The following is a 21828-nucleotide window of genomic DNA, read 5'->3' on the forward strand; positions in this document are numbered from 1 at the left end:
GGCCGGGCTGAGATACGACAGACGCTGGTACGACAGGGCTGTACAGGCGGGTGCTCACCAGCACCCGGAGGTGGCCAGGGCCCGCAACAACTGGGCCGACTCCTCGCGGTCCTCGGCCGACAGCTGCGGTACGACGTCGGCCGCACGCGCCATCACCCGGGCGCCGGGCGGCACGTCGGTGAGCACGAGCGAACCGGCACCGACCAGCGCGTCGTCGCCGATGGTGACCGGACCGAGCACGATGGCGCTGGTACCGATCACCACCCGGTTGCCGACGACCGGGTGCCGGCGGGCGCCGGTCTCGCGCCGGTCGTCCCGCCACCAGCCGACCGCGCCGAGCGTGACCTGGTGGAAGATCGTGACGTCGTCGCCGACCTCCGCGGTCTCGCCGATCACGACCGCGGCCCCGTGGTCGATGAACACCCGCCGGCCCAGCCGGGCGCCCGGGTGGATCTCGATGCCGCCGGTCACGGCGCGCGCCAGGTAGGCCAGCGTCCGCGCGCTCTGACGGTGTCCCCGGTTCTGCAGGACGTGCGCCAGCCGGTGGGTCCACAACGCGGGCAGTGCGGGATGCAGCAGTGCCTCCGCGCGCGTGCGGATCGACGGGTCTCGCGCGACGATCATGGCGAGGTCTTCCTTCGCCCTGGCGATCGTCCTACGCATGCGGTCCTCCGTATGTCATGGCCTGGTCCCGGTGGACCCGTCCCGTCGGATTCGGTGCCGGGCTCAGTAGTTCGGGACCTTGACCAGCTGGGCGGTGCCTTCGACGATCTCCGGGATGTACACCCGTTCGTTCCAGGCGTCCTGGGCCACCGGTTCCAGAGCGATGGACACGTCACCCTCGTCCACCGAGAAGGCGGTCCGGACCGCGCTGGTGATCGCGGCGACCAGGGTCGAGATCTTGTGGGCGTCGATGTCGCTCGGGAAGTGCTTGATGTTGACGTGTGGCACTGCGATGACCTTCCTGAGGAGCCGTGCGCTGCGGATGGCGGCGACGAGTTCGTCCATGCCGGCCGCGCGCAGCAGGCCGTAGTGGTCGGCCTCCAGTTGGACGACCGTGGGGGGTGCGTTCGAGAGCAGGGAACCGGAGTCGATGAAGGAGGGCTGGTCCCCCTGGCCCTGAACACCGTGACCGGCGCCGCGACACGGCGTTCGGCGAGCTCGTGGGGGGCGTACTCGAACAGGAACGTCTGCCACACCACACCGACGATCCTGCGGACCAGCGCGCGGTCCAGGTGCTCGAACCGGCCGCAGACGAAGTCGACGAACGTGTCCTGGTCGTGCGTGGCCGTCAGGCACTCGTCCACCGCCACCTTCTCCAGGTTTCCGGCGAACACCGAGTACAGGATCGATACGAAGGTGGGGTCGGCGAAACTGGCCGCCACCCCGCCGAGCGGCTCCTCGCGGGCCTCCACCGGCGGTTTGCCCGGCGCGATGAGGACCACCTCCTCGACCCTTTCGCCGGCGCGCTCCAGCTGGCAGGCCACCTCGAACGCGGCCCGGGCCCCGAAGGAGTACCCCCACAGCACGTACGGGCCGGACGGCTGGACCTGCCGGACGAGCTCGATGTCCCGGGCGACCATCTCCTCGAACGTCGGGTACGGGAGCTCGCCCTCGTTGATGCCGTACGCCTGGACCCCGAAGAACGGCCGCTCCAGCTGCAGGCTGCCGGCCAGCAGCCGCAGGCTCATCGGGTAGCCGCCCAGCCCCGGCCAGCAGAAGACCGGCCGGGGGTTGTCGCCGCCGCGCAGCCGCACGAGCCTGGACAGCGTGGTCGCGGGCTCGCGGTCCACTCGTCTGGCCAGCTCGGCGATGGTCGGCGAGTCGAACAGCACCTGGAGCGGCAGGGAGCTGCCCAGCTCCCGGTTGATCCGGCTGACCAGGTTGACCGCCGTCAGCGAATGGCCCCCGGCGGCGAAGAAGTTGTCCCGGATGGAGACCCTCGGCTGCCGCAGCACCTTCCGCCACAGTGCGGCGATCGCCTCCTCGGTGGGCGTGCGCGGCGGGACGACCGGCGCTTCGGTGTCGTCCACGGTGGCCTTGTCCAGGACGCGCAGCGCCTGGTGGTCGATCTTGCCGTTGGGGGTGAGGGGGAAGGAGTCCAGCACGGTGACCCGGTTGGGGACCATGTACGGGGGCAGGGTCGCGGCGAGATCGTCCTTGATGATCTCGGCAGGACCGCGCATGTGGACGGAGTCCTCCTTCATGCCCTCGCTGAGCCGCTGCTCCGTACTGATACGGCCGCCGACGGCGAAGTAGGAGGCCACCTCGGAACCGAGGCCGGTGATGTCCCTGATGCGCCGGGCCGATGGCAGGTCGTTGCCGGTCTCCGAGCTGTAGCCGGAGGACATCAGCCCCAGACCGATCGCGTTCATCTGGAGGCGCTGGAGCTCCCGGCCGAGGTCGACGTAGCGCCGCCACGGTTCGGGGGAACCGCCGATCAGGCTGATCCCGAAGCTCGAGCGCTCGTAGACCTCCTGGTTGATGGCGATGACGTGCTGCTTGCGCACCAGGTCGTCGGAGATCCGCACCAGCTCGGCGTCCGCGTAGCGGTACTGGCCGCCGGGCAGACCGGCGATCCGGCCGGGATGGGCCTGTACGTACAGCTCGACCGGGGCGGGCGGGGCCGGGGCGGCGGACGTCTCCACCTCGTACGTGGCCAGGTAGTAGTCCTCGTCCGGGCACCGCAGGACGTCCTTGACCGCCGGCTCCCCCTCGCGGGCGCTCATCCGCAGGCCGTACTCGGGCAGCACCCTGTCGAAGAGGCCGACCATGTGCCCGGCCTCGAACTGGAGGACTTCCTGGATGTTGTTGCGGTAGACCGGCTCGATGGCCGACCGGCGCCCGATGAAGTGGACCCGCAGCCGCGGCGCCCCGGCGGGGGCGGGACTCACCAGGACGAGCTGGTGGTTGACGGGGTGGTGGTAGTAGTAGCCGGGTTCGATGCCCGCGATGCCGGACAGCTCCAGGTACAACTGGGCGCCGTACAGCGAGCCGGGGGAGGCGTACCCGTACTTGGGCAGCAGCCGTTCGTCCCCGGGGAACTGGCCGAAGTACCGCAGCAGGGTCCCGAGTTCGAGCCGGGTCAGGGTGTCCGGGGTCCGGGGTGCGGCCCCGTGCTCCGCCGGAGGGGTGAGCAGGCTCAGGATGTCGTCCCTGGTGACCTCGCCGCCCTCGAAGAACCGGTACGTCTTCCGGGCGAACACCGTGCGCCGCTGCTGGGCCGAGGGTGAGCGTCCTGGCAGGTCGACGACCGGCAGCCCGGGCTCCTGGCGCACCCCCAGGCCGGCCAGCTGCGCCTGCAGTTGCAGCTTGCTCCGCTTCGACTGGTGGTGGGCGCCGTGGTTGCCCTGGTCCATCAGCGCGGCCTGGCTGGGGTCCAGCTCGATGAACGAGATGAGGTTGGCACCGAGTCTCGGGTCGTCCCGGACCAGGACGGCGGCGCGCTTGACCCAGTCGCGCGCCTCGATGGCCACCTTGATCTCGTCCAGCTCGACCCGGAAGCCGCGCAGCTTGACCTGGCTGTCGGTGCGTCCGAGGAACTGCACGGTGCCGTCGTCGTTCCACCGTGCCAGGTCGCCGGTCCGGTAGAGGCGGGCGGAGCGGGGATCGGTGGAGAAGGGGTTGGGGATGAACCGTTCGGCGGTCAGCTCGGGGCGGTTCAGGTACCCGCGGGCCAGCTGGCGTCCCGCGACGTGGAGCTCCCCCGATTCACCGTGGGCGACAGGCCGCCGGGCGGTGTCGAGAATGTGGAAGCTCATGCCCCGCACCGGCCGGCCGATGCAGAGGTGGTCGGGGCCGTGCTGGACGGTGGCACGGTCGACGGTGTGGGCCGACGCGTTGATCGTGCACTCGCTCGGGCCGTACAGGTTGACCAGTTCGCAGTCGGGCAGTGCGTCCAGCAGCTCGATCGCCAGGGACTTGGTGAGGGCCTCGCCGCCGCTGAAGAGCTGGGTGACCGAGGCGCAGTGGGAGAGCCGTCCGGTGTCGACGAGCGCCTGCAACAGGGTCGGCACACCCTGGAGGGTGGTGACCCCGTTCGCCACGATCAGGTCTATGAGCCCGTCCGGGTCGCCGTAGACCCCCGCCTCGCTCATCACCACGCTGCTGCCGCAGGCCGGGGCGAGGATCTCCCACTGGGCCGCGTCGAAACTCAGCGGCGTCTTCTGGAGCACCGTCCTGCGGTCGTCCAGCGTCTGCTCGGCGGCCAGCCACCGCATCTGGCTGACGATGCTGCGGTGCTCGATACCTATGCCCTTCGGGTTGCCCGTGCTCCCGGAGGTGTAGATGACGTAGGCGAGGTCGTCGCCCTGTACGTGCCGGCGGGCCGAGGCGCCGGTGGCCTGCGGAGCCGCCCGCTCGACTCCCAGGTGCGCCCGTGCCTGCGCGAGTGTGACGATTCTCGTCTCCGGCGGCGCCATCGCGGTCAGCCGGGGGACCAGCGACTCGTCCGTCAGGATGATCCTGGCCTGTGAGTCCGCCACCATGTAGCGCACGCGCTCGTCCGGGTACTCCGGCGACAGCGGCAGGTAGGCGGAGCCCGCGTGGAGCACACCCCACACGCTCACCATCAGATCGACGGACGGCTCCATGAATATGCCGACCGGCTCGTCCACGGCCGCACCGAGCCGGCGCAGATGGTCGGCTATGTTCTCGCTGCCCTCGCCGAGTTGCCGGAAGGTCAGCCGTTCCGTTCCGCAGGAGACGGCGATCCGGTGCGGCTGATCCCGCGTAATCGAGCGCAGCATGTCCGGCAGGCAGAGATCATCGGGCACCGTTTTCGACATCATCCCTCAAGTTCATCTTCTTCGAGTTTCGCGAGTAAGAGAGAATCGCTGAATTAGCCGACACCAAGGACAGTGACCTGTTGCCGTGTCACACACGCTGGAGGCTGTTGCAGGACCGGTGATCCTGAACGGTCGAGTGATGTCACGCCGCCGAAGAACGCATGGCTCGTGGGCTTCGGATTCTCAGGCTCTCCGGGTCCGGGCTGACACAGGAAAAAGCGCGCCCGGAAACCGGATGTCCGCATACCCCGCGCATCGCTTCGCAGGTCGTCCGGGCGAGTGGTCACCGCCCGTGGAACACAGCGCAGGGGTGCGGGCGTCCGCGTTCCCCGGCATGGCCGGCACGAGCCGGCGTGGATGGTACGAGTGAATCCGTCGACCGCAGCCCCCCGCGGTCGCCCCCCCGCCGCGAGGAGCCGCTGGAGCGAACGCCGCTCCAGCCGGTTCCTCGCGGCCGGTTCACCTGCTTAGGGCCAGGTGGTGTTGAGCGGACCCGTAAACGTCTCGACACCGCCGGCGTGGACCGGCGCGTCGGCCTGCCCCCCGACAGTGTCCAGCCGCCGGCGGCGATCACAGCGGCTGCGGCAACAGTGAAGACAGCGGTGCGGATCGAGCGCCCGGTGCCATCGGTTGCGAATGTACGGATCACAACTCCCCCTCTTGGTCAGGTCCGTACCCCCGGTGGGGGTGCGGCAGATGGAGCAAATCAGCCTTGTCAAACTTTGGCAAGTATTTTCTCAGGAAATCGACAACGCGGTTGAGGAACTTGTCGGGAGGGCGCCCACGTGGGCGCCTCTGCAGGTTGAACCGGTTTCGACGGGCCCTCTAGGCCCTCCGGCAGCCAGGCTGTAACCTCTGAAACCAGCCGAAAAAGTGACAAGGACATGTAACGAATTGTTGTCAAGAATTTGACTGGAGCTAAGGTGGTATCCCCCGGAGGTCGCCCGGCTCCCGGCCCGTGACAACTGCGCCTGTACAGCGTCGTGCAGAAGCAACGCCAGCGGCAGGCACCATCCACCAGAGAGGGATGAGGTAGCCCTGTGCCACAGCAGAACTTCACGCCCGGACGCCAAGCGGAAACAGGCGCCGGGCCGCAGCCGTCCACCATCGCCGAGCGCTGGCGCCAACCGGCCTTCGGCCAGCGGCTGAAGCGCCTGCGCATGCAGCGCGAGATGCCGCAGAGCTCCCTCGTGGGCGACGGCATGTCCACGAGCTACCTGTCGCGGCTCGAACGGGGCGAGCGCCCCGCCACTGCGCGTGCCGCCGCCTACCTCGCCGACCGTCTCGGGGTGCCGCTTGAAGCGTTCGACGAGGCCCGCGAGACCTCGGCCCTGCGCACCCTTGCCCGGCTCCTCTCCCTCGCCGCCGCGGCCGGACCCGACCTGGCCGGACTGCGGGACCCGCTGTTCGAGGCGGTGGAGGCCGCCGGTGACCAGGCCCCGGAGCTGCGCTGGCAGGCGCTGTGGTTCCTGGCCGAACACTCGGCCGTGCACGGCCGGCACACCGAGGAGTCACACACGCTCGAAGCCCTGCTGGCGGTCAGTGACGAACTGCGGGAACCCGAACTGCAGGTCCGCGCCCTCACCAGGAAGGCCCGCTGCCACCGCGAGCTGGGCGACCCCCAGCAGACCCTGCGGTGTGCCACGGACGCGCTGGCGATCGCCTACGAACACGGCTTCGACGCGCAGGACGTCGTTCCCGTGCTGCTGGTCCTCGTCTCCGCCGAGGCCGAGACGGGTCATCTGCCGGCCGCGACCATCCACGCCGCGCAGCTCATCGAGCTTTCGGTCAAGGTGTCGAACTCCCTCCGCGCCATGGCCCTGTGGACCAGTGCCACGGTGCAGAGCTGGCAGGGCGACCGGCAGGCGGCCCTGAGCATGGCGGAGGAGGCGCTGCGGCTCGTCCCCAGCCACGACAACCTGATGCTGTGGATGCGGCTGAGACTCGCGGCGGCCGCGCTGTACCTGCGCCTCGCCGATCCGCGTACGGAGGCGGCCGAGGAGCTGCTGCGGGAGGCCGCCCCGGCGGTGGAACTGATCGGCACCGAACTCCACCACCAGGAGCTCACCGCGCTCGAAGCCCACCTGGCGTACGCCAAGGGGGATCTCGACAGGGCGGCGGCGCTGGCTATGCGCCTCGCGGACACGGACCTGCGGCTGGCCTCCCACGACCGGTCGCGGTTCGAGATCCTGCGCAGCCAGATCCTCATCGCGCGGGGCGATCTGACCCAGGGGATCGCCGGGCTGCGGAGGGAGGCCCAGCGCGCCCATGACACCCACAACCTCGATCTGGCCGCCGACATCTGGCGCCTGGTCGCGGAGACCCTGACCCCCCACGGCGACGCGGGCGCGGCGCGAGCCGGGTGAGGCGGCTGCCCGGTGCGTACCTGTCCGGACGCGGAGACCGGTCGACGGTGCCTAGAACTTGCTGATCTCCCAGAAGCGGAAGACCGTCGAGGCGTCCAGGGTCCACTGCAGACCCGAGACGTTCTCGTACGCCACCGCGTACTGCTTGCCCTGCCACAGCGGCAGGATCGGCAGGTCCTGGGCCACGAGGTCCTGGAGTTCGTCGAAGGCGCGCTCGGTGGCGGCGCGTTCGGCCAGGGCGGTGGTGCCGGGGATGATCCGGCCGGTGATGTCGTCGTTCACATAACCGTTCTGCAGGACGTTGCCCGTGCCGAAGAACGGCTGGGTGAAGTTGTCCGGGTCGGGGTAGTCCGGGACCCAGCCCTTCACGTACACGCCGAGTTCACCGGCCGCGACCCGCTTCTCGTACTCCGCGAAGGGCAGCGAGGTGACCTTCGCCTCGAACAGTCCGCTCGCGTTGAGCTGCTCGGCGATCGCACGGAAGGCGGGGTCGGTGGAGGGGCCGTAACGGCTCGGCGTGGACCAGAGCGTGAGCTTCACCTTGTCGGTGATGTGCGCGGCACGGAGCACCTGCTCGGCCTTGTCCGGCTGCGGGGTCCCGCCGTACAGGTCGAAGAACGCGGTGTTGTGGGCCGTGATGCCGGCCGGGATGATCGAGTACAGCGGGGTCGCCGTGGAGTGGTAGACGTCGTTGACGAGGGCGTCGCGGTCCACCAGGTAGGCGATGGCCTGGCGCACGGGGAGCTTTCCGGCCACCGGGTCCTTCATGTTGAAGACCAGGTGCTGCACCTCCGCGCTGCTTCCCTCGACGACCTCGATGCCCTTGTCGGCCGCGGCGGTGGAATCCTCCAGCTCGGCGATGTCCGACGCGGCCAGACCGCGGTAGGCGACGTCGACGTCACCGTCGCGCAGCGCGGACGCCAGCTTCTTCTGGTTCCCCTGGAAGAAGACCAGGGTGACGCCCGAGTTCCGCACGTCCGCCGTGCCCCGGTAGCCGGAGTTGACCGAGAAGACGGCCTTCGACGTGTCGAAGGACTTCAGTTCGTACGGCCCCGACCCGATGGCCTGGCCGTCCGTGCGCAGGCGGTCCGCCGGGTACGTGCGGTGGTCCACGATGGAGCCGGCGCCCGAGGCGATCTTGCTGGGGAAGGTGGCGTCGGGAACCGTGAGCTCGAAGACGACCGTCCGCTCGTCCGGCGTGGTGATCTCCGAGATGGTGGAGAGCAGCGGCGCGGGGCCGGCGGGGTCGTTGATCCTGATAGCCCGGTCGAAGGAGTACTTCACGTCCTTCGAGGTGAGGCTGGAGCCGTTGCTGAAGGTCAGGCCGTCACGGAGCGTGCACCGGTAGGTCTTGTTCCCGTTCTCGAACTCGCAGGACTCCGCCGCCTCCGGCTGCGGTGCCGAGCTGCCCCGGGGGAAGCTGATCAGGGACTGGAAGACGTTGTTGAACAGCAGCCAGGAGCCCGGGTCGTAGCCCGAGGCCGGATCCGGCGGCAGGACGTCACCCGAGCCCGGGTCCCGGGTCAGGACGTCGTCCGACATGCCCACCACGATGGAGGCGTCGGACTCGGCGGCGTTCCCCCCGTTTTCGAGGCCGCAACCGCTCAGGAGAGCCACCGCGAGCCCGGCCCCCAGGAGCGCGCTCGTCCACCGCTTGCGTACGTTCACAGAACTGCCTCGTGCTTTCGATCGGCCGATGCGAGGGACTCCCGCACGGCCGCAGCTTCCCTCCGGACGCGGGGAAGGTCTCGCGAATCCGGACAGAGGGGAGACAGGAATCCATCCGCTGCATCATAAGGACGGGGCGGCGGCCTCTCCGGGGTGCCCCCCGGGAACGACGGTTCCCGGGCTGTGGGCGGGGCGGCGCCCCCCCAGGTCAGGGGCACGGGGCGGCGGGGTCCTGAGCGGGCACCGTGCTGGGGATCACGAGGAGCCCCTGTGGTCATAATCGGCCGCATGCCCGACAACCAGCCCCGCACCCGGACACCGGGCTCGGCGGCGCCCCCGTCCCGCCGCCGCGCGCTCCGGCACCGCGCCGCGACGGCGCTGACCGCCGCCGCCCCCGCGCTGGCCGGGTACGCGGCCGTGCGGGCCATCGGGCTCCTCGTCCTCCAGGGATGGGCCTCGCTCGCGGAGAAGGACGCCCTGCACCGGCTCAGCGGGCGCTGGGACTCCGTCTGGTACCAGGGGATCGCCGAGAACGGCTACGGCCGCTCCGTCCCGCTCCCTGACGGCAGCGTCCACTCCGACCTGGCCTTCTTCCCCCTCCTGCCCGCACTGGAACGCGGCGTCGCCGATGTGACCCCCCTCGCCGTGCCCGGCGCGGGACTGCTGGTGGCCTGGCTCGCCGGGCTGCTCGCGGCCTGGGGGATCTTCGCCGTGGGCGCACGGCTGCACGGCCCCCGGACGGGCGTGGTGCTGGCGTGCCTGTGGGGGCCTGCCCCACGGCGTTCGTACAGTCGATGGCGTACACCGAGACCCTGTTCACGGCCCTGGCGGCCTGGACCCTGTACGCGGTGCTCACCGGGCGCTGGATCGCGGCGGGCGTCCTGTGCGTACCGGCGGGGCTGACGCGCCCCTCGGCCGCCGCGCTCGTCGCCGCCCTGGCGGTCACGGCGGCGGCCACGCTCGTGAAGGAGTACCGGACGGGCGACCGCGAAGGCGTCCTGCGCCGGCACAGACGGATGCTGCTGGGGGTCGTCATCGCGCCGCTGGGCTTCCTGGCGTACGTGGTGTTCGTCGCCGTACGCCAGGGCAGCCCTTTCGCGTACTTCGAGGTCCAGGCGGAGTGGGGCAACAGCATCGACGGGGGCCGGGCCCTGGCCTCGTTCGTCCTGGGACTGCCCGCGCCCGCCGCACTCGGGCTGTGCGCGGCGCTGGGACTGCTGGGGTGGCTGGTGTCCCTGTGTGTACGGCAGCGCCAGCCGCTCCCGGTCCTGGTCTACACCCTCGCGATCGTCGCCGTCTCGCTGATCGGCTCCGGCTACTTCGGGTCCAGGCCGCGCCTGATGATGCCCGCCTTCCCGTTGCTCCTGCCGGCCTCCGCGGCCCTGCTGCGACTGCGGACGACGGCCCGCACCGCCGCGGTCGTCGCCGCGCTCGCCCTCGCGTCGGGCGCGTACGGCGCGTGGACCCTGCTCGGCTCGGGTCCGCCGTGAGCGCGGCGCCCGAGCGGCCGGCCCGCTAGCGTGCGCTCGTCCGGGCCACTATCCGTACGCGGGTGCCCGGCCGCATCCCCCACGCGGCCATCGCCCCGGCCTCGGCCTCCACGACGTGACGGGCGCGTAGCCGGGGCAGACCGAGACGGCCGGGCCTCATCGTGCGGACCGCGAGGACGGTGTGGTGCCGGTCGAGATAGGCGACATCGATGGGGAAGCGCATCCGGAACGTGTGCACGCTCGCGCACGGGGTGATCAGCAGGGCACCCACGAGACCGTTCTGACCGAGCAGGCCGCGTGCCCGCGCCCGGTAGGAGGCCGCGATCCGCAGCTCCACCTCCAGCGTCCCGGTCTCCGTGCCCTCGTTCCGCGTGCGGACCGTGAGCGTTCCGCCGCCGTCGCGCCATTTCCCCATGGGCACCGACCGTAGCCCCTGCCGGCCGCCGCTGGGCCCGGAACGCCGCGCGATGGGCCCCAGGGCCCAAGACCCGTACCCCGCCCGCCGATTAGGCTCGCCGGTGTGGACGCCATCCTCATCGCAGTCGCCGCCCTCTGGGGCGTCGCCACCGGGCTGCTGGTCCCGCGTGCCGCCTACCGGTTCTCCGTCCAGCCGGACGAGGACCGGCGGGACGCCTGCCCCGCCGGCCACCCGCTCACCGGTCCGGCCCGCGGCTGGCTCGGCTCGACCCGGTGCGCGCGCTGCGCCGTGGCCGTCCCGTCCCTCCCCGGGGCCCCGGGGAGGGACGGGACGGCCACGGCGCAGCGCCCGGCGCGCGCGCCGGAGCCCGCACCGGCCCACGCCCCCACCGCACCCCGGTACGCCCCCGCCGCTCTCCCGCCCGTGGTCACCGCACTCGCCTGTACGGTCCTCGCCGCGGCCACCGGGCCGCGGCCCGAGCTCGCGGTCTGGCTGCTGCTCACGCCCGTGGCCGTACTCCTCGCCGTCATCGACCGCCGCGTGCACCGGCTCCCCGACCGGCTGACGCTGCCGCTCGCCGCGGCGGCCGTGCTGCTCCTCGGCGCGGTGTCCCTCGCCCCGGGCCGAACCGGCTCGTGGACCTCCGCCGTGCTCGGCGGGCTCGCGCTCGGCGGCTTCTACTTCCTGCTCTTCCTGGTCAACCCGGACGGCATGGGCTTCGGGGACGTGAAGCTCGCCCTCTCCCTCGGGGTGGTGCTCGGCTGGTACGGCTGGGCGGTGCTCTTCGCCGGAGGATTCGCCGGCTTCCTGCTCGGCGCGGTGTACGGGCTGGGCCTGATGCTCCTGCGCGGGGCCGGACGCAGGACGGGCATCCCGTTCGGGCCCTTCATGATCGCGGGGGCGCTCCTGGGCGTGCTGTTCGGCGCCCTGGCCGCCTGAGAGGCGCGCCCCGCGCCGCGTAATGCGCTCGCGCCGACCCGGGCCGGGCTGGAACGATCGCCCCATGCCCCGCTCACCGCTCCCGGACCCCGCCTCGTCCGACGAGCGCTTCGAAGAGCTCGTCGCCGAGGCCGCAGCCGTCCCCGTCGACGGCTGGGACTTCTCCTGGCTCGACGGACGGGCCACCGAAGAGCGCCCCTCCTGGGGGTACGCGCGCGACCCCCGGCAGGCACGCGCCGACGCCGTCGCCGCGGGACTCGACGTGGTCGACCTGCGGTCCGAGCGGCTGCGTACCGAGTTCTTCGACATCCGCGCGGTCGTCTGCTTCCTCCGCGAGGTGATCTGGATGGTTCCGGGCTTCACGGTCGAGGCGTACCGTCCGCGACTGAGGGAGCTGCACCGCAGGATCGGGAGCGAGGGGCGGTTCGTCGCGCACACCGCCCGGTTCCTGATCAAGGCACGCAAACCCGCGTGACACCGGTGCCGGGCGCGCCAACGGCTGTGCGGTACAAGGCACTTGTAAGGGCCCGGTAGTGCAACGCGCTTGCCCCTCCCGCCGTCTGACAGGGAACAGGGCGGACCGGTGGGGCGAGCGCACGGTGAGGGAGCTGGTCATGACGGTGGGAAGGGAAGAGCGCGGCGAGGACGTCCGCGAAGCAGCGGGACGCTCGCGCGGCGGCGACTCCGACTGGCTGAGAGGCGCGTGGATCACGGCCGTCCTCGGCGTCTTCTACCGCCCGGAGGGAATCACGGGCGGGCCCGAGGCCATCGAGTTCGTGCTCCACGGGGGCGACTCGGTGCTGCTGACCTGTGCCTCCGACCGGACCTTGCGCATCACGCCCGGCAGCTGGCCCGAGCTGCCCGACTGGTGCGTACCGGCGGGGCAGTGGCAGTTCTCCTCCCTCACCGGTCTGCCCGGGCCTCCGTACGGCGGTGCCTGGACGGTCACGGGTACGGAGGAGCGCCGCGACGGGAGCGGCGAGGTGTGCGAGGTGGTCATCCGGTGCGAGGACGGCGACTTCGTGGCCGCCGCCGAGGACACGATGGCGATCCGCTTCGTCCGCTCCTGAGAACTCTCGTATGTCAGTACGACGAACATCCTGTCGTCAAGGCCGCGCCGAGCGGTGCCCGCCCGCCGCCCCCACCGCCCGCAGCCGCCTCCGCAGTGGTCAGGGGCGCCTCCGAAGCGCGGTCCGGCGCCTCCGGAGAGTAGTTGTGGAGTGGTGGGGCACCCAGCATCACTTACGAAGGGTTATGGTGGAAACCCCCCTCGGGCCGGTCCGTAACCCCCCCCACGGACCGGCCCGGTTTTTCTCTCCGGGGTTGTGAGGCCCCTGTGAGGGCCCGGTGAAGACCCGGTGTCACCCAGCCGGACTCAGCCGCGTCCGGCCCAGATGTTGGTGCCCGCCGTGTCCACGGCGAAGGTGTCGATCTCCTTCAACTCCTCGGCGGACAGCGCCGGTCCGGCCAGAGCCGCCACGTTCTCCTCCAGCTGCTTCACGCTGGACGCGCCGATCAGGGCCGACGTCATACGGCTGTCGCGCAGCACCCAGGTGAGTGCCAGCTGCGCCAGGGACTGGCCGCGACCCCGCGCGATGCCGTTCAGGCCGTTGAGGCGGCGGAGCACCTCGTCCGACAGCAGGTCGGGGTCGAGGGACTTACCCTGCGTGGCGCGCGACCCGGCCGGGATGCCCGTCAGGTACTTGTCCGTGAGCAGCCCCTGCGCGAGCGGCACGAAGGAGATACACCCCATGCCCGCCGTCTCCAGGGTGTCGAGCAGCCCGTCGTCCTCCAGCCAGCGGTTGATCATCGAGTACGACGGCTGGTGGATGAGGGCGGGCACCCCCATCTCCTTGAGCAGCCGGGCCGCCTCGGCGGTCTGCTCCGCGGTGTACGAGGAGACCCCCGCGTACAGCGCCTTGCCCTGCCGGACGGCAGAGGCCAGCGCACCCATCGTCTCCTCCAGGGGAGTGTCCGGGTCGAAGCGGTGGGAGTAGAAGATGTCGACGTAGTCGAGCCCCATCCGCCCCAGCGAGGCGTCGAGGGAGGAGAGCAGGTACTTGCGGGAGCCCCACTCGCCGTAGGGGCCGGGGTGCATGTCGTACCCGGCCTTGGTGGAGATGATCAGTTCGTCCCGGTACGGGGCGAAGTCCTGCCGGAAGAGCTTTCCGAAGTTGAGTTCGGCGGAGCCGGGCGGCGGACCGTAGTTGTTGGCCAGATCGAAGTGGGTCACACCGAGATCGAAGGCGCGGCGCAGGATCGCCCGCTGGGAGTCCAGCGTGCGGTCGTCACCGAAGTTGTGCCACAGACCCAGCGAGACGGCGGGGAGCTTGAGACCGCTGCGGCCGGTGCGGCGGTACTCCATGGAGTCGTAGCGCGAATCGGCAGCGCGGTAGGAATAGGAATCAGTCACGTTTCTCTGCTTATCACGGAGTTGTGACAGACCGGGTTGGGCCGGGGTGACCCGCGCGCAGTAATGTGGCCGCTTCGGGGATGCCGATGCGCGGCGCGACGCCTTTCTGCGCGGACCGTGCCAACCATGCGGCTGTCCCCCACGGGGGACGACCCCGGACCCCCGGCGACGGGGAAGACGGGTCGACGACCCGTACGGAACCGAGAGGGTGAACTCAGTGAACTTGCGCGACCTGGTGTACGGGCTCTACGCACGCCGGGTGGAAGGCCGCCTGGACCACGACCAGGTGCCCAAGCACATCGGCGTCATCCTGGACGGCAACCGGCGGTGGGCGAAGGCGTCCGGCGGCTCGGCGGTGCAGGGGCACCAGGCCGGTGCGGACAAGATCTCCGAGCTGCTCGGCTGGTGCAGTGAGACCGACGTCGAGGTCGTCACCCTCTGGCTGCTCTCCACGGACAACTTCGACCGGCCCGAGGCGGAACTGATCCCGCTGCTCGGCATCATCGAGAACACCGTGAGCAACCTGGCCGCAGACGGGCGGTGGCGCGTCCACCACGTCGGCACGCTGGACCTGCTGCCCGCCCGTACGCAGACCGTCCTCAAGGAGGCGGAGGAAGCGACGGCCGGTATCGACGGAATAATCGTGAATGTCGCCGTCGGCTACGGCGGGCGCCAGGAGATCGCGGACGCGGTGCGCTCCCTGCTCCTCGACCACGCCTCCAAGGGCACGACCTTCGAGGAGCTGGCGGAGGTGGTCTCCACGGACCTGATCTCCGAGCACCTGTACACCCGGGGCCAGCCCGACCCGGACCTGGTGATCCGGACGAGTGGCGAACAGCGGCTGTCCGGCTTCATGCTCTGGCAGAGCGCCCATTCGGAGTACTACTTCTGCGAGGTGTTCTGGCCGGCCTTCCGCAAGGTCGACTTCCTGCGCGCCCTGCGGGACTACGCGGCCCGCCACCGCCGCTACGGCGCCTGACGCCCCGCCCCCGGACCAGGCGTTCCCGCGCTGTCACCCCGCGTCCACCAGGACGCCTCCGTACCGTGTCGCGGGCATCGGCATGGCTGGGCGCGTTGTAGGGAATACCCCTGACAGGTCGACATCCGGTCAGGAACCGGGCGGATGTCGTGTCCAAGTGAGCGGCATCCGGTCCGCTCGCCCGGGAGGCCCTTTGCACACGAAGGACCGTACGCACCGTGCGGCCGACGCGGAGGGCCGGCGTTCGGCCCTCGCGGAGGGTTCCGAACCCGGTCCGTCCTCTTCCCTTGGGAAGTTCCGCGACGTCCGTCGCACTCCCCGACCTCGTCCGAGGGGGTACGTCCTTCCGTGGTGACCAGCACAAAGCGCCGCATGCCCGACAGGCGCACCTACGTTCTCGACACCAGCGTCCTGCTGGCCGACCCCAACGCCATGTCCCGCTTCGACGAGCACGAGGTCGTGCTGCCGATCGTCGTGGTCACGGAGCTGGAGGCCAAACGGCACCATCCGGAGCTCGGGTACTTCGCCCGGCAGGCACTGCGCCTGCTGGACGACTTCCGGGTCCGCTACGGCCGGCTGGACGCCCCGATCCCCCTCGGGGATCTGGGCGGGACGCTCCGCGTCGAACTCAACCACTCCGATCCCGGCGTACTGCCCGCCGGCTACCGGTTGGGGGACAACGACTCACGGATTCTCGCGGTGGCGCGCAGTCTCCAGGCCGAGGGGTACGACGTCACCGTCGTCTCCAAGGACCTCCCCTTGCGGATCAAGGCGTCCTCGGTCGGCCTCCTCGCCGAGGAGTACCGCGCCGAGCTCGCCGTCACCGACTCCGGCTGGACCGGGATGACGGAGCTGGCCCTCGCGGCCGAGCAGGTGGACCTGCTGTTCACGGAGGAGACGCTCTACGTCCCCGAGGCCGCCGCGCTGCCCGTGCACACAGGTCTCGTCCTCCAGTCCGAGCGCGGCAAGGCGCTGGGCCGGGTCACGGCCGAGGGCAACGTGCGGCTGGTACGCGGCGACCGGGAGGCGTTCGGTATCCACGGACGCAGCGCCGAACAGCGCATCGCGCTCGATCTGCTCCTCGACCAGGACGTCGGCATCGTGTCGCTGGGCGGCCGGGCCGGCACCGGCAAGTCGGCACTGGCCCTCTGCGCCGGGCTGGAAGCCGTACTGGAGCGCAGACAGCACCAGAAGGTGATGGTCTTCCGGCCGCTGTACGCGGTCGGCGGACAGGAGCTCGGCTACCTCCCGGGCTCCGAGGCCGAGAAGATGAGCCCCTGGGCGCAGGCGGTGTTCGACACGCTCTCGGCGGTGGCCGGGCGCGAGGTGATCGAAGAGGTGCTGGGGCGCGGCATGCTGGAGGTCCTGCCGCTCACCCACATCCGCGGCCGTTCCCTCCACGACGCGTTCGTCATCGTCGATGAGGCCCAGTCGCTGGAACGCAACGTCCTGCTGACCGTGCTGTCCCGTATCGGGTCGAACTCCCGGGTCGTTCTCACGCACGACGTCGCACAGCGGGACAACCTCCGGGTGGGCAGACACGACGGAGTCGTCGCCGTGGTCGAGAAACTGAAGGGCCATCCGCTCTTCGCCCACGTCACGCTCACTCGCTCCGAGCGTTCGCAGATCGCCGCACTGGTGACCGAAATGCTGGAGGAAGGCCAGATCTGACAGGAGATAGGCCAGTTGGTGCCGCCCGGCGAGCCGAAGAGCTTAGCCGGGCGGCATCGCGTTGTGCCGCTGATTCCGCAAAAGAGTGGGGCCAAACGAGGTGTGAGCTTTCCCACGCAACACAGAATTGCTCAGCGGTGTCCGCGTCCGGCAGAGTCTTGCTTCCGTCAGGCCCCGCATACGGCACTCGTGCACCTCCAGAGGCGCACCGCACCACACAACTCCACACTTGCCGTCCGTATGCCGCCCGCGAGCACCACGCGGCGCTCCCGCAGGGGAGTCGCCCACCGGGCCCGTGCCTCCCGTGACCCAAGCAGTAGGGAGGCCAGTGTCAGGGGCACGATCGCGCCCGCGAGGTCACCTAAGCGGGCGAGCCTGGAAGGACACCATGTGAGCCGGATCTCGGTCCGGGGGTTCGCCGTGGCATCTGCCACCGCGGTCACCACCGTAGGCGCCGTCGTAGGCGTTGCCTCGGGCAGCACTCCCGCTGTCGACGACAACAACTTCGAAGCGGCCGCAGCCGACACCACGCTGCTCGCAGACATTCCCGCGGGCCGGCAGGCCCAGGTGCAGACGGCTTCGCTGACCCAGCAGGCGGACGCCCAGGCGTCCGCGGCGGACGCGGCGGCGAAGAAGTCCGCGGAGGAATCCGCGCGTATCCAGGCCGCCAAGGACGCGGAGTCCAAGAAGCAGGCGGCCGAGGAGAAGCTGGAGGCCGAGCGCAAGGCCAAGGCGGCCGAGGAGGCCGAGAAGAAGGAAGCTGCCGAGCGCGCGAGCCGCTCCTCGGTCCGCGACGCCTCCTCCTTCTCCGCGCAGGGCTCGTACAGCGTGGCCGAAGTCCAGGCGATGGCCCGCTCGATGATGCCCGCCGACCAGTTCCAGTGCTTCAGCAACATCGTGGACCGCGAGTCGGGCTGGAACTACAAGGCGACCAACCCGTCCTCGGGCGCCTACGGGATCATGCAGGCGCTGCCCGGCTCGAAGATGTCATCGGCCGGCTCGGACTGGATGACCAACCCGGCCACCCAGATCAAGTGGGGCCTCAGCTACATGAACAGCGACCGCTACGGCAGCCCGTGCGCCGCCTGGTCCTTCTGGCAGGCCAACCACTGGTACTAGGCGAGCCCCCGGACCCTGACGAGGGCCCGGCTCCCGCCCTCGTGAAGCCCTCCACCGTCCTACGGTGGAGGGCTTCACGCGTGTACGGTCGCATACCGGACGGGTTCGGGGGGAGTTGTTGGGGGACAGCATGGGGGAGAGGGAACGATCATGTCGAAACTGCCAGGATGGCTGGGCCGGCTCGGCGCCGGACTGACCGACATCGGGACGCGTCTGGACCAGCGCCGTGCCGCGGCCGACGCGGAGGACGACCCGGACGACGACCGGGCGCGCCGCCTCGAGGAGGTGTCCGTCCGCGCGGGCGGCGGCCGGGACGACGCGGTGGCGGACCACGTGCCTCCGCCGCCCGCCTACGCCCCGTCCGTCGCGGCGAGACCCGATCCGGTCGCGGCGATCCCGTGGGGCATGCGGGTGGCGGCCGAGGCGGGGTGGCGGCTGCTCGTCCTTGCGGGCACCCTCTGGGTGCTGATGCGGATCATCAGCGCCGTCCAGCTGGTGGTCCTCGCCTTCGTCGCCGCGCTGCTCGTTACCGCGATGCTCCAGCCGACGGTCGTACGCCTGAGGCGGCTCGGCCTGCCGCGCGGTCTGGCCACGGCGGTCACCGCGGTCCTGGGCTTCGTCGTCATGGGGCTGGTCGGCTGGTTCGTGGTGTGGCAGGTGATGGACAACCTCGACACGCTCTCCGACCGGGTGCGCGACGGCATCGACGAGCTGAAGCGCTGGCTGCTCGACAGCCCCTTCCACGTCACCGAGTCGCAGATCAACGACATCGCGAAGAACCTCAGCGACACCATCGGCACCAACACGGAGGAGATCACCTCCGCCGGGCTCCAGGGCGTCACCGTGATGGTGGAGGTCATGACCGGGCTGCTGCTGGCGATGTTCTCGACGCTCTTCCTGCTGTACGACGGCAAGCGCATCTGGCACTGGGTGCTGAAGCTCGTGCCCACCCAGGCCAGGCCGGGCGTCGCGGGCGCCGGGCCGCGCGCCTGGCGCACGCTCACCGCCTATGTGCGGGGCACGGTGATCGTCGCGCTGATCGACGCCACCTTCATCGGCCTGGGGATCTACTTCCTCGATGTGCCGATGGCGGTGCCGCTCGCGGTGTTCATCTTCCTGTTCGCCTTCATCCCGCTCGTCGGGGCCGTGGTCTCGGGGGCGCTCGCGGTGGTCGTCTCACTGGTCACCCAGGGCGTGTTCACCGCGCTGATGGTGCTCCTCGTCGTACTCGCCGTGCAGCAGATCGAGGGGCACATCCTCCAGCCGTTCATCCTCGGACGCGCCGTGCGGGTCCATCCGCTGGCCGTCGTCCTCTCGGTCGCGGCGGGCGGGATGATCGCGGGCATCGGCGGCGCGGTGGTCGCCGTACCGCTGGTCGCCGTGACCAACACCGTGGTCGGCTACCTGTGGGCCTTCGGGCAGGAGGAGGCCCGTCGCCGCTCGCCCGCCCCGCACGGAGCCACGGCGCACGAGGTGGCGCCGGTCCGCGCCCAGGGTTCGCCGCCGAAGGCCCCGGAGCCGCCCGCCGACAGCACGCCGGAGCCACCGGGGGAGAACCGGGAAGGCTGACAGGGCAGTAAGAAGGGCCCCCAGGACGGTCGGTCGTCCTGGGGGCCCTTCTCGTACAAGGGTACTGCGGTCCTACTCGGCGAGAACGGCCTCGGCTTCGAGGGTCACGCCGACCGCCTGGATCACCGAAGCGATCTTCACGGCCTCCTGAATGGTCTCACGGTCCACGCCGGCCTTGCGCAGCACCTGCTCGTGGGAGTCGAGGCACTGGCCGCAGCCGTTGATCGCGGAGACGGCGAGCGACCACAGCTCGAAGTCGACCTTCTCCACGCCCGGCTTGCCGATGACGTTCATCCGCAGGCCCGCACGGAGCGTCCCGTACTCCGGGTCCGACAGCAGGTGCCGGGTCCGGTAGAAGACGTTGTTCATCGCCATGACGGCCGCCGCCGACTTCGCCGCGGTGTACGCCTCGGCGGACAGGTTGGCCTTGGCCTCCGGCTCCAGCTCGCGGAGCACGATCGGCGAGCGCGAGGCGATCGCGCAGGCCAGGACGGTGCCCCAGAGCTGCTGCTGGGGGAGTTCGCTGTTGCCGATGACCGAGCCGAGGTTGAGCTTCAGGTCCTTGGCGAAGTCCGGTACCGCGGACTTCAGTTCGTCGAGAGCCATGATCGTCTCAGCTCACTCGCCCGAGAGGAGCGCGACCGGGTCGAGGGTGTTCTCGCCCTTGGTCCAGTTGCAGGGGCACAGCTCGTCGGTCTGGAGGGCGTCGAGGACCCGCAGGACCTCCTTGGGGTTACGCCCCACGGACCCGGCGGTCACCATCGTGAACTGGATCTCGTTGTTCTGGTCGACGATGAAGACGGCGCGCTGGGCGAAGCCGTCCTCGCCCTCGATGCCGAGGGCGCGCATGAGCTCGTGCTTCGAGTCGGCCAGCATCGGGAAGGGCAGGTCGGCCAGGTCCGGGTGGTCCTTGCGCCAGGCGTGGTGCACGAACTCGGAGTCACCGGAGAAGCCGAGGACCTGGGCGTCACGGTCGGCGAACTCCTCGTTCAGCTTGCCGAAGGCGGCGATCTCGGTGGGGCACACGAAGGTGAAGTCCTTCGGCCACGCGAAGACGACCTTCCACTGACCCTCGTAGGTCTTGTGGTTGATCTGCTCGAACTCCTTGCCCGCTTCCAGCGAGACACAAGCGGTCAGGTCGAACTCGGGGAACTTGTCACCGACAGTGAGCACGCGCTCTCCTTGCAGTGTAGGAATTCCTTTTTGGGGAGGTTCCTGAGGGTTGGACTGGAGCCACCATGGCACAGAGTGCATTGATCAAAGAAATCGCCTCTCCGGAACGAATTGATTGCCGTTGGCGATCAGTCGCGATTTGTCGGCTGCCCGGAAGCTGAATCATTGATCGATCGGGCGGATACACTCCGCCGTGACGATCGGAGGTTCCTATCAATGAGTCAAGGAAATCAGGGCAACCGGCCCAGACAGCCGAGCCTCTCGCAGCTGCGCGCTTTCGCCGCCGTGGCGGAGCAGCTGCACTTCCGGGACGCGGCCGCCGCCATCGGTATGAGCCAGCCCGCACTCTCCGGAGCCGTGTCGGCGCTGGAGGAGGCACTGGGTGTCCAGCTCATCGAGCGGACCACGCGCAAGGTGCTGCTCTCGGCCGCCGGGGAACGGCTGGCGGTACGGGCGCGGGCGGTGCTGGCGGCCGTCGGCGCGCTGATGGAGGAGGCGGAGGCGGTGCGGGCGCCGTTCACCGGGGTGCTCAGGCTCGGAGTGATCCCCACCGTCGCCCCGTACCTCCTGCCGACCGTGCTCCGGCTCGTCCACCGGCGCTACCCCGAGCTGGACCTCCAGGTGCACGAGGAGCAGACCTCCTCGCTGCTGGAGGGGCTGGCCGCCGGGCGGCTGGACCTGCTGCTGCTCGCCGTGCCGCTCGGTGTGCCGGGAGTGAGCGAACTCCCCCTGTTCGACGAGGATTTCGTGCTCGTCATGGAGCGGGACCACCGACTCGGCGGGCGCGTCGACATTCCGCGCGAGGCGCTGCGTGAGCTGCCGCTGCTGCTGCTGGACGAAGGGCACTGCCTGCGTGACCAGGCGCTGGACATCTGCCGGGAGGCCGGGCGTACGCAGGGGGCGCCCGTGACGACGACCGCGGCCGGGCTCTCCACCCTGGTGCAGCTGGTCGCTGGCGGGCTCGGGGTGACGCTGCTGCCCCGGACCGCGGTGACGGTGGAGGCGGGCCGCGACGACGCGCTGGCGACCGGCTACTTCGCCGACCCGGCGCCCTCGCGGCGGGTGGCACTGGCGATGCGCTCGGGGGCGGCCAGGCGCGAGGAGTTCGAGGAGTTCGCCGCGGCGCTGCGCGAGGCGATGGAGGCGCTGCCGGTACGTGTGACCAGAGGCGCCCGGTCGTCGGGCCCGTCCGGGGAGTGAGGCGGGGGTCATACCGTCCGCGGGGCGGACCCCAGG

The 21828-nt window shown here is 70.5% G+C and carries 16 protein-coding genes and 1 pseudogene; 10 read left to right on the forward strand and 7 right to left on the reverse strand.

Annotated elements, in window-relative coordinates; all coding sequences use genetic code 11:
* Positions 1 to 54: 54 nt before the first annotated feature.
* Both epsC and Sfulv_RS18590 read right to left on the reverse strand, forming a co-directional pair.
* Complete coding sequence (gene epsC / locus Sfulv_RS18585; protein WP_173315518.1) at positions 55 to 663, reverse strand: serine O-acetyltransferase EpsC; 609 nt, start codon at positions 661 to 663, stop codon at positions 55 to 57.
* Positions 621 to 4748, reverse strand: a complete 4128-nt coding sequence (locus tag Sfulv_RS18590) for a non-ribosomal peptide synthetase family protein (protein WP_256668990.1) — start codon at positions 4746 to 4748, stop codon at positions 621 to 623. The genes epsC and Sfulv_RS18590 overlap by 43 nt, the downstream gene beginning before the upstream one ends.
* Before the next feature lie 1079 nt (positions 4749 to 5827).
* On the opposite strand from Sfulv_RS18590, the gene Sfulv_RS18595 reads away from it, so the two are divergent.
* The gene (locus tag Sfulv_RS18595) at positions 5828 to 7153 is read left to right on the forward strand and encodes a helix-turn-helix domain-containing protein (protein ID WP_173315520.1); all 1326 of its coding nucleotides are present in this window, start codon (positions 5828 to 5830) and stop codon (positions 7151 to 7153) included.
* A 51-nt stretch (positions 7154 to 7204) separates the two neighbouring features.
* Here Sfulv_RS18595 and Sfulv_RS18600 read toward each other — a convergent pair whose 3' ends face one another.
* Positions 7205 to 8821 (reverse strand): ABC transporter substrate-binding protein, encoded by a 1617-nt coding sequence (locus Sfulv_RS18600; protein WP_173315522.1) that lies wholly within the window; start codon positions 8819 to 8821, stop codon positions 7205 to 7207.
* A 288-nt stretch (positions 8822 to 9109) separates the two neighbouring features.
* Between Sfulv_RS18600 and Sfulv_RS18605 the strand changes: the two are divergent.
* Positions 9110 to 10311 (forward strand): annotated as a pseudogene (locus Sfulv_RS18605) (putative hexosyltransferase).
* A 25-nt stretch (positions 10312 to 10336) separates the two neighbouring features.
* On the opposite strand, the gene Sfulv_RS18610 reads toward Sfulv_RS18605, so the two are convergent.
* Positions 10337 to 10726, reverse strand: a complete 390-nt coding sequence (locus Sfulv_RS18610; protein ID WP_173315524.1) for a DUF192 domain-containing protein — start codon at positions 10724 to 10726, stop codon at positions 10337 to 10339.
* 105 nt (positions 10727 to 10831) lie between these two features.
* Between Sfulv_RS18610 and Sfulv_RS18615 the strand changes: the two genes are divergently transcribed.
* The 3 genes from Sfulv_RS18615 to Sfulv_RS18625 all read left to right on the forward strand — a co-directional run bounded on the left by Sfulv_RS18615 (position 10832) and on the right by Sfulv_RS18625 (position 12738).
* Positions 10832 to 11668 (forward strand): prepilin peptidase, encoded by an 837-nt coding sequence (locus tag Sfulv_RS18615; RefSeq protein ID WP_173315526.1) that lies wholly within the window; start codon positions 10832 to 10834, stop codon positions 11666 to 11668.
* Positions 11669 to 11732: 64 nt separating this feature from the next.
* Positions 11733 to 12143, forward strand: a complete 411-nt coding sequence (locus Sfulv_RS18620) for a hypothetical protein (protein ID WP_173315528.1) — start codon at positions 11733 to 11735, stop codon at positions 12141 to 12143.
* Between the two features lie 139 nt (positions 12144 to 12282).
* Entirely contained in the window at positions 12283 to 12738 is a 456-nt protein-coding gene (locus tag Sfulv_RS18625) for a hypothetical protein (RefSeq protein WP_173315530.1), read from the forward strand.
* A gap of 305 nt (positions 12739 to 13043) precedes the next feature.
* Here the strand turns inward: Sfulv_RS18625 and mgrA are convergent, their stop codons facing one another.
* Positions 13044 to 14081: an L-glyceraldehyde 3-phosphate reductase gene (gene mgrA / locus Sfulv_RS18630; protein ID WP_173315532.1), complete on the reverse strand. Its 1038-nt coding sequence runs from the start codon at positions 14079 to 14081 to the stop codon at positions 13044 to 13046.
* A 217-nt stretch (positions 14082 to 14298) separates the two neighbouring features.
* On the opposite strand from mgrA, the gene Sfulv_RS18635 reads away from it, so the two are divergent.
* The 4 genes from Sfulv_RS18635 to Sfulv_RS18650 all read left to right on the forward strand — a co-directional run bounded on the left by Sfulv_RS18635 (position 14299) and on the right by Sfulv_RS18650 (position 19419).
* Complete coding sequence (locus Sfulv_RS18635) at positions 14299 to 15060, forward strand: isoprenyl transferase (protein WP_173315533.1); 762 nt, start codon at positions 14299 to 14301, stop codon at positions 15058 to 15060.
* Between the two features lie 348 nt (positions 15061 to 15408).
* A complete protein-coding gene (phoH2, locus tag Sfulv_RS18640) occupies positions 15409 to 16731 on the forward strand; it encodes an RNA 5'-3' helicase PhoH2 (RefSeq protein WP_173315535.1) in 1323 nt (440 codons plus the stop codon).
* A gap of 390 nt (positions 16732 to 17121) precedes the next feature.
* Positions 17122 to 17850, forward strand: a complete 729-nt coding sequence (locus Sfulv_RS18645) for an aggregation-promoting factor C-terminal-like domain-containing protein (RefSeq protein ID WP_173315537.1) — start codon at positions 17122 to 17124, stop codon at positions 17848 to 17850.
* A gap of 150 nt (positions 17851 to 18000) precedes the next feature.
* Complete coding sequence (locus Sfulv_RS18650) at positions 18001 to 19419, forward strand: AI-2E family transporter (RefSeq protein ID WP_173315539.1); 1419 nt, start codon at positions 18001 to 18003, stop codon at positions 19417 to 19419.
* A gap of 72 nt (positions 19420 to 19491) precedes the next feature.
* On the opposite strand, the gene Sfulv_RS18655 is transcribed toward Sfulv_RS18650, so the two are convergent.
* Together Sfulv_RS18655 and Sfulv_RS18660 are read right to left on the reverse strand one after the other, a co-directional pair.
* Positions 19492 to 20025: an alkyl hydroperoxide reductase gene (locus tag Sfulv_RS18655; RefSeq protein WP_173315541.1), complete on the reverse strand. Its 534-nt coding sequence runs from the start codon at positions 20023 to 20025 to the stop codon at positions 19492 to 19494.
* A gap of 12 nt (positions 20026 to 20037) precedes the next feature.
* Complete coding sequence (locus Sfulv_RS18660; protein ID WP_173315543.1) at positions 20038 to 20592, reverse strand: peroxiredoxin; 555 nt, start codon at positions 20590 to 20592, stop codon at positions 20038 to 20040.
* 216 nt (positions 20593 to 20808) lie between these two features.
* Here Sfulv_RS18660 and Sfulv_RS18665 point away from each other — a divergent pair, with 216 nt between their 5' ends.
* The gene (locus Sfulv_RS18665) at positions 20809 to 21792 is read left to right on the forward strand and encodes a hydrogen peroxide-inducible genes activator (protein WP_173315545.1); all 984 of its coding nucleotides are present in this window, start codon (positions 20809 to 20811) and stop codon (positions 21790 to 21792) included.
* Positions 21793 to 21828 lie beyond the last annotated feature (36 nt).

The sequence above is a fragment of the Streptomyces fulvorobeus genome (assembly GCF_013167895.1).
GTDB classification, from domain to species: domain Bacteria; phylum Actinomycetota; class Actinomycetes; order Streptomycetales; family Streptomycetaceae; genus Streptomyces; species Streptomyces fulvorobeus.

Bases quoted from the DNA above. Each gene is read 5' to 3' on its own strand.
- Sfulv_RS18620 (WP_173315528.1), top strand. From the start codon at position 11,733: ATGCCCCGCTCACCGCTCCCGGACCCCGCCTCGTCCGACGAGCGCTTC.
- Sfulv_RS18665 (WP_173315545.1), top strand. From the start codon at position 20,809: ATGAGTCAAGGAAATCAGGGCAACCGGCCCAGACAGCCGAGCCTCTCG.
- Sfulv_RS18650 (WP_173315539.1), top strand. From the start codon at position 18,001: ATGTCGAAACTGCCAGGATGGCTGGGCCGGCTCGGCGCCGGACTGACC.
- epsC (WP_173315518.1), bottom strand. From the start codon at position 663: ATGCGTAGGACGATCGCCAGGGCGAAGGAAGACCTCGCCATGATCGTC.
- Sfulv_RS18610 (WP_173315524.1), bottom strand. From the start codon at position 10,726: ATGGGGAAATGGCGCGACGGCGGCGGAACGCTCACGGTCCGCACGCGG.
- Sfulv_RS18590 (WP_256668990.1), bottom strand. From the start codon at position 4,748: ATGCTGCGCTCGATTACGCGGGATCAGCCGCACCGGATCGCCGTCTCC.
- Sfulv_RS18655 (WP_173315541.1), bottom strand. From the start codon at position 20,025: ATGGCTCTCGACGAACTGAAGTCCGCGGTACCGGACTTCGCCAAGGAC.
- Sfulv_RS18625 (WP_173315530.1), top strand. From the start codon at position 12,283: ATGACGGTGGGAAGGGAAGAGCGCGGCGAGGACGTCCGCGAAGCAGCG.